The following is a 13259-nucleotide window of genomic DNA, read 5'->3' as shown; positions in this document are numbered from 1 at the left end:
GAGTCTGTGCGGGACTATAACGGGTCGCCTACAGGGTCGTTGCCTGCCGCACTGCGATAATCGTTATGACCCAGGTTAATTGGGATCGGCGGCCATCTGTCAGGCATCACGAAGGCAATGGCGTCACGGCCAGCGTCAGGCTTTCCTCCGCATTGGCGGCGATCTGGAGCGTGTAGCGACCCGGCTCCAGCCTGTAGTCGACCATCTTGCGTATGCCTGTGCAATCCGGCCCATGACCGTGGGCGATCGATGTCGCGGCCCTGCCATCCTTCACGAAATCGACCCATGCGCCCGATCCCAACGCCACGCGCCATGTCCCCGCTCGCGCGACCGTGAAGCTTGCAAGGCCGCCATAGCTGACAGAGCCGCCGGTTTTTTCGGGACGGACAGCGTAGGAGAGGGCCGACGTCCGCAGCAAAGCCAGGGTGACGGTCCGCCCCGGCGTCATCGCGGCGCGGACGCTCGCCTTGTTGTCGGCACCCGCCTTCAACGCGACGGGGCTTCGCCAGGACGCCAGGGATGCAGGCAAGGGTGCGGGCGCGCTGCATTGTACCTGACCATGGTCCATCTGCGCAAAGGCGGGATGGGAAAGCATAGCCGCCACAAGGACAGACAGGCGTTTGACGCGGCGCAAAGACATGCAGGGCTTCCTTCCCGGATTCAAACCTATATATGCCGCGATATAGCGAGTCGGACGACCGGCAAAGGGGAATTTCATGCGTATCGCACTGGCCGCCATATCGCTGGCGGGCACCATCTTCACGGCACCGGCGCATGCACAGGCCGAGGCCGCGCCCTTGGCCGACCAGTCCGATCGTTTCTCGCTGGGCCAGATCATCGTGACCGCCCCCCGCACGCACGGAATTGAGATCGACAGCCATACCCTGTCGTCCGATGCCATCTACACATTCGGTCGCAATGCGCTGGACGACGCCGTCAACCTTATGCCCGGCGTCGCGGCCGGCAACAGCGGCGGTACGCGTAACGAGCGCCTCGTCTTCGTGCGCGGTTTCGACCGGTTCCAGGTGCCGCTTTCCATCGACGGCATCCGCGTCTACCTGCCAGCCGACAATCGGCTCGATTATGGCCGCTTCCTGACCACCGACATTGCCGAAGTGCAGGTGGCCAAGGGCTATGCCTCCGTACTGGACGGGCCAGGCGCGATGGGCGGCGCGATCAACCTCGTCACCCGCAAGCCGACCAAGGCGCTCGACATCGACGTGCGCGGCACGGTCAATTTCGACAATGACACCGATTATGCCGGTTACTCGACGTCCGCCATGGTCGGTACGCGGCAGGACAGATGGTATGCGCAGGCCAGCTACGCGCGCAGCTTCACCGATCATTGGAATTTGCCCAAGGATTTTACCCCGCCTAATCCCGTGTTGGAAGATGGCGGAGAGCGGGACTTTTCGCGGACGCGCGACTGGCGCGTCAATGCAAAGGTCGGGTTCACGCCCAACGCCACCGACGAATATGCGCTCAGCTACACCTATCAGGAAGGGGCGAAGAACGCGCCGCTGCATATCAGCGACACGGTGACGACGCCGCGTTTCTGGGACTGGCCGGAATGGAACATCTCCAGCGTCTATTTCCTGTCGACCACCGCACTGGGTGACCGGGCCACGCTCAAGACCCGCGCCTATTACAACCAGTTCGATTCCATCCTGCGCTCGTTCAACGATCGCACCCAAACGACGCAGAGTCGTCCTTTCGCGTTCGATAGCCCCTATGAGGACCGTGCCTGGGGCGGATCGGCTCAGCTGGACTTCCGCGCAAGCGAAGCCGATACGCTGCGCCTGGCCTTCCACTACCGCCATGACAAGCATGTCGAGTTCCAGACCAGCTTCTCAACTGCGGGTGTGCCGACCACCGAACCGCGCCAGACCCAGACGGAGGAAAGCTTCTCCGCCGCGCTGGAGAATGAATTGCAACTCAGCCCCAACCTCCGTTTCACGCTGGGTGGCAGCGTCGACTGGCGCAACCTTATCAAGGCGCAGGAATTTGGCGCGCCGCTCGGCACGTCGGGCGCTTCGGTGCTTTACAGTTATCCGCGGCGCGACGCCGACACCTGGAACCTCCAAGGCCGTTTCGACTGGCAGGCCAGCAACGCGCTGAACCTGCACGCCAGCCTTTCGTCGCGCGCCCGCTTCCCGACCATCTTTGAACGGTTCAGTCAGCGCTTCAACACCGCCATTCCCAATCCGGATCTGAAGGCGGAGCGCGCCACCAATGCGGAAATCGGCGGTAGTTGGACCAGCGGCCCGCTGCGCGTCGAAAGCGCCCTTTTCTATAGCTGGGTCAGGGATGCCATATTCAGCGTTCCGACACCTGCCTATCCCTGCACCGCATCGACCACGCCGCCAGCGGTGCCGCGCCCCGGTTGCGCGCTCACCAACTTGTCGCAAAGCCGCAACGTGGGCAAAGGCCATTATTACGGCGTGGAACTGTCGGTCTCGGCGACGGTGATGCCGGGCCTCGACATCGGCCTCAATTATAGCGGCACAAAGCGCGATCTCGATTATGTCGCCAACCCGCTGTTCCGCGCGACCGGGGTGCCGACGCACAAGGGGTTCGCCTATGTCGACTGGGCGCCGGTCGACCGGTTGCACATCGTCCCCAGCATCGACCTGGCCTCCAACCGCTGGACGCTGTTCACGGCGCGCACGGCTGCACAGTCGCAGCTCTATTACCGTACCGGCGCTTATGCGAATGCGGGATTGCGGGTTGACTATGCCCTGACCGACACCGTCGAAATCGGCATAGGCGGCCGCAACCTGTTCGACGATTATTATGTGCTGACCGATGGGTTCCCGGAGTCTGGCCGGACCCTGTTCGCCAGCATCCACGCCCGTTATTGACGGCATCGTCGGCCCTGATGCGCTTGCGCATCGCGACCGACGATCCACCATCTGACATCAGAACTTCTTGCGGATCGTCCCGAATATCTGGCGCGGCGAACCGGCCTGCATCGTGTTGTTGAGCGATGTCGCATTGTTGAAGAACTGGCCGGAGCCAAGCGCGGCGATATAGTCCTTGTTGAGCAGGTTCACCGCGTTCACCTGAAGCTCAACCCCGCCCAATACGCCGCCCGCCGGAAAGCGATAGCCGATGGCGGCGTCGAACAGGACATAAGCCTTGACCGTCAGGTCGCCGGTATAGGTCAGGTTGCGCTGGGACGTGTAGGCACCCGACAGGTTGCCGAAGAAGGCGCCGTCATCATAATTGACTTCGCCCTTCGCCAGATGCGCGGGCGTGTCGACGGTGCGGACGCCTTTGGTCGGGACCGACGCGGTGCCGTTGACCGTATCGTCGTCATAGCTGCTGTCATTGTAGGAATAGGATCCGATCAACGACAGGGCCGGAGTAAGGCGATAAGTCGCCCCGATTTCGACGCCCCGGCTGGTCACGCTGCCCACATTTTGCAGGATGCTGGGATTGCCCAGGATGTTCGCGCCGCTGAACGCCGCCAGCAGGCGGTTTTCGAACTTCACGTCATACAATGTCACGACGCCGCGCAACTTGCCCGCGTCGAACCGCCAACCCGCTTCGATCGTGCGCGACGTTTCCGGCTTCAACGTGCCCCGGATCGCTTCGAACCCGGCCTGCGTCGTGCCGAACGGTCCCCGGAAGGAGCTGATATAGGCGCGCATATTCTCCGCATAATTGGCGAAGAATTCCTGACGCCCGGCCTTGTAGGTCGCGCCGATCTGCGGCTGGAACCAATCCTTCGCGGCGATCTTGCCGTTGATGAACGGGGTGCCGGCGTTGGTCGTGATGCCATTTTCCACCCGCGCGCCCTTGAACCCGCCCGCGATCGTCAGCGCATCGCCCAGCTGCCAGCTGTCGCTCACATGGAACTGGTTCGTGACGGTGGTCAGGTCGGTCAGGAAGTCGCTAGCGAACGGGTTCTTCAGGAAATCGGTAACGTCCGGCCGGTTGGTCTGGCTGACCGCATAATAGTTGCGATCGGTGATCGCGTCATTATCCTCATGCCAATAGCCGATCTGGAACGTGTGATTGCCCAGGCGCGCGGTGGCGTTGGCGATGCCGCCATCGCGGTTGATGCCATATTCGGTGGTCCGCACCGACAGCGGGAACCCGTCCGGGCTGAACTTGGCGGGCGTGTAGATGCCGCCGCTACCCTTGTCATAATGATGATAATAGGTGGCCGACAGATCCAGCCAGTCGCTGACAGGCACGTCCAGCGTCACCGCGCCCAGAACGTCTTCGCGTACCCCTCCGCTGTCATAATAGGTGTCGTTGACATTGGTGTAGGGCGCCGGGAAGCTGGTGCCTGCCGTGGGGAAGGGCAGGGCGCGCCCTGCGGCGGCGGCCGTGCGGTTGGCGTTCACCTGCGACATGCGCACCGCCGTGTCGAAGTCCGGCGCCAGGAAATCCAGATCATAGCCGATCCGGTTGAGCGTGGCGGGCGACAGGTCCGCATAATTGCGTTCCTTGTGCAGCGAATAATTGACCCAGCCAGTCAGCGTCGCGTCGCCGATCTTCTGTACGACCTTGCCATTGACCTTGCGATCGGTCTGCTTGCCGAAACCCTTCCACTTGTCGGCGTCATGATAGACGCCCGACAGCGAAATCAGCGTGCCGCTTGGCAGTTCGCCGCTTTCCAGACGCGCATAGATATGGGCGGTATCGTACATGCCGTAGGTGGCGGCGATTTCCCCGCCCATCTCCTGCGACGGCGCACGCGACACGAATTCCAGATTGCCGCCCAGATTGCTGGTCGACGCGATGCCCAGCGCGCCAGCGCCCTGCGACACATCCACCCGCGCAATATTTTCCGCCGCGATCGCGCGGCTGACATGCAGGCCGTTATGGCCGTTGTAGAACATGTCGCCCAGCGGCACGCCATCCAGCGTATAGCCCATCTGGCTCTGGTTGAAGCCGCGGACCGACAGGCGCGTGCCCAGTTCATAGGAACCGAACGGATCGGAACTCTGCAACGCCACGCCGGGCAGGCGCGCGACAGCCTTCAGCGGTGAACTACCCGGCGCGAGTATCTCGATCGCCTTGGCCGACACCGTCTGTTCCTGCCGCACCTTGCCCTGGCCATAGACCACGATTTCGTCCTGCGCCGCGTCGCCCTCTGCCGGGGTGGCTGCGGGCGCATTGCCCTCTCCTGAAGACGTCTGGGCCTGCGCCGCTGCGTTCAACAGCAGGATGCAGGTCGCGGACGTCGACAGAATTGTCCTGAACTTCATGCTAAATTTCCCCCCGATCTGGATGATCGGTGGTGCGCCGCTACGCGCACGGCGCGACAGTGACGCTACGGTTTGGTTGCAATTTGAAGACAGGACTCCGAAACGTCATGGAGCAGTCACGAACCGCCGGTAGAGGCTACCACCATGTCCTCCCCGATATTCTCTGGCACCGCCGCGCCCTTATGCAGGCCATGGCGGCTTTTGCCGTCGCTGCGCCATTGTCCTTCGATGCGCATGCGCGCAGTCTTGCCGATCCTTTCGCTCTGGGCGTGGCGTCGGGTGATCCGGACAGGGATGGATTCGTCCTCTGGACTCGCCTCGTTGGCGTCGATGCCGCGCGGCTCGCGGGCCATGCAGTGGCGATCCGCTATGAAATCGCGTCGGACGAGGGCTTTCGCAACATCGTGAAGGCAGGGCAGGGGCTGGCCCGGCCCGAGCGCGCCCATGCCGTGCATGTCGAGGTGACGGGGCTGTCCCCCGGACGCCCCTATTGGTATCGCTTCCACGCCCTGGGCGCGACAAGTCCCGTCGGCCGGGCCGTCACCGTGCCGCGCCAGGCCGATCGGCTGCGCCTAGCGCTGACCTCGTGCCAGCATTGGGAACAGGCCCGCTTCGGCGCCTATCGCGATATCGTCGCGGCCCAGCCCGACCTGATCCTGCAAGTGGGCGACTATATCTACGAACAAAGCTATGCCGGACAGGCGAAGGTCCGCGATTTCGGCGTGCCCGAACCGCGCGATCTGGCCAGCTATCGCCTGCGCCATGCGCTCTACAAGACCGATCCCGATTTGCAGGCGGCCCATCGCGCCGCGCCGTGGATCGTCACATGGGACGATCATGAAGTCCTGAACGATTACGCCAACCTCGCCAACCGGGAAGGCTTGCCGCCCGAACAATTCGCGCCCCGGCGCGCAGCAGCCTATCAGGCCTATTTCGAACATATGCCGATCCGCCCCAGCCTCTGGCTCGGCAGACGCGCGCCTCGCCTCTATCGCGCCGTCGATTGGGCCGAACTTGCGTCCTTGTCGATACTGGACACGCGCCAATATCGCAGCACGCCGCCCTGCGCGCCCGCCAATGTCGCACGCAATGGAGAACTGACTAATTGCGCGGAGGCGTCGGCGCCAAACCGCACGATCATGGGCACCGCGCAGGAGTCCTGGCTGGCGGGACGCCTGACGCGCGAGCAACGCCCCTGGACCATAATCGCGCAACAGGTCTTCTTCGCCCCGCTCTGGCTGGATGGCGGACATCGCAGCAGTTTCAGCGACCAGTGGGACGGCTATGCGGCCAATCGCGACCGCCTGCTCGGCGGCCTGGCTCAGCCTGCGGTGCGCAATGCCGTGGTGCTGAGCGGAGATGTTCACAGCTTCTGGTGCAACGACCTGAACGATGGGTCCGGCAAAGCAGTGGGCACGGAAATCGTCACATCGGCAATCGCCGCCGCCTCGCCGCCACCCGGCCGGTTCGGCGACGTCAAAGCCCATAATCCGCATATCCGCTTCAGCGATACCCGCCATGCCGGTTATGTCCTGATCGACATCAGCCGCCATGCGCTCGACGCGGATTTCCGGGCGATCGCGGATCTGACCCGGGTGGACAGTCCGCCGTCCTCGCTGGCGCAATTTAGGATAGAGGCGGGCAGCCGCATATCCCGGAAACTATAGGTGCGCGGCCGACTGGGTCAGTCGGTCGCGCACCCCTTATTTACATCTGCCCCAATAACCGGGAAGCAGCCAATCCGACCTTAGAAGGCGTAGCGTACGCCCAGATTGAACTGACGGCCGCTATGCGTCAGCACGCTCAGGCGGTTGGTTTCGTCAACGAACTGATCGTTCTTCGTGTCGGTCAGGTTGATGCCTTCGATGCTCAGCTTCAGCTTTTCGGTCACATTATAGCTGGCCTGCGCATCGACGTTGATAGTGCGGTTGGTGCCGTTATAGGCATTGCCCTCTGTCCCCGGCACAGCGGTCAGATATTTGGATCGATAAGCCACCGAACCACGGATCGCGAACTTCTTGGTCTCGTAATAGACCGTCGCGTTGGCGGCATGCCTCGAAAGCCCGACCAGCGGCGCGGTCACCGATGCGCTGCCGTCGGCAACGGTCAGATACTCGATATCCGACTTCACGAACGTATAGTTGGCCAGCACGCCGAAGTTGGACAGCCAACCGGGCAGGAAGCTGAGCGGCTGCTGGATATTGACCTCGAACCCTTTCAGGATGCCGCCCGACGAATTGACTGGCTGGCTGACGATGAAGATATCGCTCGGCGACGCCGTCGTGCCGACCAGCAGCGAATCCGGCAAGCCAAGATTTGCATAGGGCACGCCCACGCTCAACGTCTGGACGAACGTGCCGATATCCTTGCGGAACGCCGCCAGGGCATAGATCGCGCCCTGCGTCGGATACCATTCGATCGACACGTCCAAATTCTTGGACGATGTCGGTTTCAGGTCCGGGTTGCCGGACGAGAAGCTGCGATTGCCACCCGACACGTTCAGGTTACCGCCCGGCGTCAGCGAAGAAATGCCGGCGCGGGCCAGCGTCTTGGCGGCGGCGAAGCGGACCTGAAGGTCGTCGGTGATGTTGCCAACCAGATTGATCGAAGGCAGCCAGCGCTTGTAGGTGCGATCCGCCGTGACCAGGTCGACCCGCGACCCCTGGCTGCGATAGCCGGTCGAAAACTGGTCGGTCTTGACATAGCGCAGGCCGATATCACCGCGGATCGGCACCCCGGCGTCGGCCAGGTTGAACTGGGCCATGCCCCATGCGCCCAGATCCTTTTCCGTCACGGTGATGAAGGAACCGCGCGCGGTCGCATTTTCGATTCCGCCAGTGGCGTAGGTCGGGTTGCTATATATGCCGCCCTGACTGATGAAGGCGTCGAGATCGGGGATGATCCATGCGGTCGGCGTGCCGGTGGGGATGTTCAGCCCCTTGCCGAAGCCGTCGAACAGGGTCGTGCTGCCCGCAAGCTGCGCCGATGTCAGCGGTACGACCACGGTTTCGCCCGACAGGCGGCGGCGTTCGGTCGAGGAATATTCGAATTTGCGCCAGTCCGCCCCGGCTTTCAGGGTCACCATGTCATTGGCTTCCCATTCGACGAAGCCCTTGGCCGTGGTGAACGTGTTGTCGACGGTCTGGGGCCGTATGCGCACTTCCGACGTGCCGTTGATGAAGCTCCATGTGGATGGATTGGCGACATCGACGCCCGGCGAAATATTCGGGAACCGGCTCGTGAAATCATATTGGAAATTGCCGGTATTGGCCGCGTCGATCGTTACCGTGGTCTGGATTGGGTTGCGGAATTCCGACTTGGCGCGACCGCCCATCACGTTGATCTTCACCCGGTCGCCCAGTTGCTGGTCGATCGATCCGTTGACCTGGTAGAATTCGGTCTTCAGCACGTCGTAGCGCGCCTGAGAGCGCAGATCGACATTGTCGAACCGGCCGCTGATGATGTTGTTATTCTCGTCCACCACGCCGTCGCGGATGATGGTCTGCGGCTTGCCGGTGCCCGACCGGCTGAAGCTGATCGCCTGCAACTGCGCTTCCTTGCGGGTGCCGTCCAGACGCGAATAGAGGCTGTCGATCGAAATGGTGGTGCGATCGGTCGGCTTGAACTGGATCGATCCCGCCGCACCCAACCGCTTCTGCCCGATGTCGTAGCTGACAAGGCCAGGGATACGCGGGTGGAACAGGGCGGTATTGGGATTGGGATCGTTGATTTGCCCAATCGTCTTGCCGGGCAGGGTGGACGCAGCGTTGAACCCGTTGTTGAACCCGCCATAGGTCCAGCGGGTGATGTTCGCGCCTTCCTCGATGATCCGGCGTTCCTCATAGGCGACTGACAGCAGCACGCCGAAACGGCCATCGTCCGTCTGCGTCGCGACCAGCCCCGACAGGCGCGGCGTCGTCTTGCCGCTCAGGTCGTTATAGCTCGCCGCCGCCGAAAGGACCGCCGTGGGCTTGCGATAATCGAGCGGACGCGCGGTTTGCAGATCCACGACGCCGCCCAGCGATCCTTCCTCGACATCCGCCGTCGCAGTCTTGCGCACCGAAAGGTTGCTGAACAGGTCGGACGAGAAGATGTTGAAATCGAAGCCGCGACCGCGATTGACGCCGCCCGAATTGTCGGTGCCGCCGGTCGTGCCGATCGCTTCCATCCCATTGATGCGGACGCGAGTATATTCAGGGCCAAGGCCACGGACCGTCACGTTGCGACCTTCACCGTTCACGCGGCTGATGGCGACGCCGGGAATGCGTTGCAACGATTCGGCCAGGTTCAGGTCGGGAAATTCGGCGATATCCTCCGCCTTGATCGCGTCGATCGATGCGGTTTCGTTGCGCTTGACGTTCAGCGCGCTGTTCAGGCTGGCACGAAAGCCGGTCACGACGATATCGGCCACAACATTGCCGTCCTGCGCAACGGTGGCGGGCGGCGACGCAGCGTCGGCATCGGTCTGCGCCAGGCTGATGGGCGCCAAGGCGATCGTGGTGATCGCGCTCGACACGCTCAATATGGTTTTGAATCTACGGGTGGCGTTCATGGCCTTATCACTCCCCTAATGCATGCGCGGTGCGCTATCGTTGCCCGCCCTTGACGCCGGGTCGGTCCTTAATCGATAGACCCGGATATCATGCATATGCCATTCCCAATCCGGCATGGATCGATGCGCGACATGCACTAATGGCCGATTGCGATGCTTATCCCTGCCCCAATCATGCCAGGAAATGGCTGGATCATGCCTCATTTGGACTTGGACCATATGGGATCGCGACGCTAGCCTGATCCATCAGCGCATCGACCGCCCCGTCAGACGGGCAGCGACCATAAGGAGAGCCTTCTTTGACCCAAACTGTCGTTGCCGACGCCGTGCCAGCCGCAACGCCGATCGAGCGTCCGACCCATGTGCGCTACAGGATCATCGCGCTGATCTTCCTCATCACCGCGATCAACTATGCCGATCGGTCAACCTTCTCCATCGCGGGCAACGCCGCCGCCGGAGAGTTGGGGATTTCGCCGGTGCAGACAGGCTTCATCCTGTCCGCCTTCGCATGGGCCTATGTGCTGGGGCAGATACCGGGCGGCCTGCTGCTCGACCGTTTCGGCACGAAGCGTATCTATGCCGGGGCCATCGCCATCTGGTCCATCTTCACGGCGGTGCAGGGCACGATCGGCCTGATCGTCGGCCTGCCGGTCGTCGCGACATTGTTTGCGCTGCGCTTCATGGTCGGCGTGGCCGAAGCCCCGTCCTTTCCCGGCAATGCGCGGCTGGTCGCCGCCTGGTTTCCCGGCGCGGAACGCGGCACGGCCTCGGCGATCTTCAACAGTGCGCAATATTTCTCGCTCGTGGCCTTCGCGCCGCTCATGGGCTGGCTGGTCCATGATTTCGGCTGGCGCGCGGTGTTCTGGGTCATGGGCGCGCTGGGCCTGCTCGCCACCGCCATGTTCATCCGCTTCATTCACAGCCCCGCCCGTCATCCGGCCATCAACGCGGCCGAACTGGCCCATATCGAAGCGGGCGGGGGCCTCATCCATATGGAGGATGGCGCAGGGCAGGCGGCCAAGGCTTCGACCTTCACCTGGAACAACGTCCGCCAACTGCTTGCCAACCGCATGATGCTGGGCATTTATCTTGGCCAATATTGCATCAATGTGTTGACCTATTTCTTCGTCACCTGGTTTCCCATCTATCTGGTCAAGGAACGCGGCCTTAATATCATGGAGGCTGGCTTCGCAGCGGCGGCCCCGGCCTTGTGCGGTTTCGCCGGCGGCCTGCTGGGCGGTTTCGCGTCGGACCGCATCTTGAAGCGCACCGGCAATCTGGATCTGGCGCGCAAGGTGCCACTGGTGTTCGGCATGTTGCTCGCCACCGCGATCATCGCCTGCGTCTGGGTGGAGGCAGAATGGCTCGTCGTCACGCTGATGGCGGTCGCCTTCTTCGGCAAGGGGATCGCGTCGCTCGGCTGGGCGATCATGGCCGACGTCGCGCCCAAATCGCTGGCGGGGCTGTCGGGCGGGGTCTTCAACATGTTCGGCAATGTCGCGGGCATCGTGACCCCGATCGTCGTGGGCTATATTGTCGCCGTGACCGGATCGTTCGACCTGGCGCTGGTGTTCGTGGGCGCGCATTGCCTGCTCACCATCTTTTCCTTCCTCGTCATCACCGGGCCGATCCGGCGGCTGGAAATCGCCTGATGCGGATCGACCGGCGGCGTTTCCTGGCGACGGGCGCGGCGGCGATCGCAGCGCCCGCCCAGGCGCGCGATACCCGCCCGCAACTGGTGGCGACGACACCGATGGCCCCGCCGACTTGGGCCGTCATGCAGCGCCAATTGCTCGACGCCAATGTGCAGGCATGCGAGGCCTTCTACGCCCAATATGTGGACGACCGCGATCGGCTGAAAGTCTTCGAACGCTGGGGCGCCAATGACGGGCCGGACGATGCGGCGGAAGCCACCAACGACTGGTTCCTGCTCCATGCGCTGGGCGCAAGCGACCGGATCGCGACGCTCGCCTCACGCTTTTGGGAAGGGCATATCCAGCAATTTACCGCCGCGCACACGGTCGACGTCCCGATCGCGCGTAAAGGCATGTATTATCGCGAATTTCCCGTCCAGATGGACTGGCAGCACAATGCAGAGGGGCTGACCAGCTTCAACGTCATGGGCCTGTCCCGCCCGCGCGACACAAAGCTGCTGGATCGCACACGCCGCTACGCCGATTTCTATACCGGGCGCGACCCGACCGTGCGAAACTATGACCCCGCTCGCCGGATGATGCGCAGCCTGCTGAACGGCAGTCGCGGACCGATGCTGCGGCAGGCGACGCCGCTGGACTGGGCCGGCGACCCCTTCGATCCCAAACCCTTCCACATGGAGCATGGCGAAACCAGCTACCGGGAAACGCTCGATCATTATGCCGAATATGGCGACGTGATCGGCGACAATCCGCTCAACCTGCAATCCACGACGCTGGGCCTCAACGCCTATGCGCTGGGCGGCGGGGACGCCTATCGGCGCTGGGCGCTCGACTATCTGGACGCATGGGTCGAACGCGCGGCCAGGAATGGCGATATCCTGCCCAGCTTCGTGCGACCCGACGGCACGGTCGGCGAAGATTGGTGGAAGGGCACCTATGGCTGGGGCTTCTCTCCCCTCGTCCCACAAACCGGGGTGCGGGAAGATCGCAATCGCGTGCCCCGGTCGATCACGGCTTTCATGGGTGCGGTCGTGATGACCGGCGACCTTGGCTATATAGACCTGTGGCGGCGGCAGAATGCGCGCATCAATGCGCAGGCGCGCGCGACGGATGGGGTTTCGTCCGTGCCAACCATGTATGGCGCACAGGGTTGGTATGGCTGGAAACCCGGCCCCTATCGCGTCAATGGTTTCGAAATCTGGTACATGTCGCAGCGCCCGGACGATCGGGCCGCAGCGGGCGATCATCCGTGGCTGGATTATCTGGAGGGACGCAATCCCGCCTATCCGCAGCAGGCTCTTGCGAAGGATCTCGCGCGCGTGGCCGAACGCGTAAAGGCGCGCGAAATGGACACCACCACGCCGCAGACGCGGCTGGCGGACTGGCCGATCGGCATCAACCCCGCCAGCGTCACCAGCCTGGTGCAGCTCATGACGGGCGGCCTGCATATCGCCCGTCCGCCCTGGTCCAAGACGTCGCCACCGCAGGGGGGCGTACCGCTCCATTGCCGTCTGCGCTATTTCGATCCGGTGGCGCGCCGCGCTGGCGTGCCGTCCGATGTGGCGGCCCTGGTGCAGGCGATGGACGACCGCTCGACGCGCGTCGCTCTGGTGAACCTCAACCCCCGCGAAGCGCGCAGCGTGACCATCCAGGGCGGGGCCTATGCCGAACATCGGATCGACAGCATAACTCTGGACGGGTGCACCGTCATGACAGGCGGGCGCGATGTCACGATCCGGCTGGACCCTGGCTGCGGCGCGCAGCTGACGCTGGCGATGACGCGCTACGCCAACCGCCCGACGCTCGATTTCCCCTGGAACCGGGTCTGAC

At 63.1% G+C, this 13259-nt stretch carries 7 protein-coding genes; 4 read left to right on the top strand and 3 right to left on the bottom strand.

Translation table 11 applies throughout. From position 1 onward, the window contains the following. Positions 1-106: 106 nt before the first annotated feature. A complete protein-coding gene (locus U5A82_RS02330; RefSeq protein ID WP_326288339.1) occupies positions 107-640 on the bottom strand; it encodes a hypothetical protein in 534 nt (177 codons plus the stop codon). Between the two features lie 76 nt (positions 641-716). Here U5A82_RS02330 and U5A82_RS02325 point away from each other — a divergent pair, with 76 nt between their 5' ends. Further along, entirely contained in the window at positions 717-2861 is a 2145-nt protein-coding gene (locus U5A82_RS02325; RefSeq protein WP_326288338.1) for a TonB-dependent receptor plug domain-containing protein, read from the top strand. Between the two features lie 57 nt (positions 2862-2918). Here the strand turns inward: U5A82_RS02325 and U5A82_RS02320 are convergent, their stop codons facing one another. Beyond that, complete coding sequence (locus tag U5A82_RS02320) at positions 2919-5222, bottom strand: TonB-dependent receptor (protein WP_326288337.1); 2304 nt, start codon at positions 5220-5222, stop codon at positions 2919-2921. A 107-nt stretch (positions 5223-5329) separates the two neighbouring features. Between U5A82_RS02320 and U5A82_RS02315 the strand changes: the two genes are divergently transcribed. After that, positions 5330-6889: an alkaline phosphatase D family protein gene (locus U5A82_RS02315; RefSeq protein WP_326288336.1), complete on the top strand. Its 1560-nt coding sequence runs from the start codon at positions 5330-5332 to the stop codon at positions 6887-6889. A gap of 80 nt (positions 6890-6969) precedes the next feature. Here U5A82_RS02315 and U5A82_RS02310 read toward each other — a convergent pair whose 3' ends face one another. Continuing rightward, the gene (locus U5A82_RS02310) at positions 6970-9774 is read right to left on the bottom strand and encodes a TonB-dependent receptor (protein WP_326288334.1); all 2805 of its coding nucleotides are present in this window, start codon (positions 9772-9774) and stop codon (positions 6970-6972) included. A gap of 299 nt (positions 9775-10073) precedes the next feature. Here U5A82_RS02310 and U5A82_RS02305 point away from each other — a divergent pair, with 299 nt between their 5' ends. Both U5A82_RS02305 and U5A82_RS02300 read left to right on the top strand, forming a co-directional pair. After that, positions 10074-11426 (top strand): MFS transporter, encoded by a 1353-nt coding sequence (locus tag U5A82_RS02305; RefSeq protein WP_326288332.1) that lies wholly within the window; start codon positions 10074-10076, stop codon positions 11424-11426. Next, on the top strand, positions 11426-13258 hold the full coding sequence (locus U5A82_RS02300) for a DUF8034 domain-containing protein (RefSeq protein WP_326288330.1): 1833 nt from the start codon (positions 11426-11428) through the stop codon (positions 13256-13258). Before U5A82_RS02305 ends, U5A82_RS02300 begins: the two co-directional genes overlap by 1 nt. Position 13259: the final 1 nt, after the last annotated feature.

This window comes from Sphingobium sp. CR2-8 (genome assembly GCF_035818615.1).
GTDB lineage: Bacteria > Pseudomonadota > Alphaproteobacteria > Sphingomonadales > Sphingomonadaceae > Sphingobium.
Note: the sequence above shows the minus strand (reverse complement) of the source record. Positions and strands in the feature narration are given on the sequence as shown.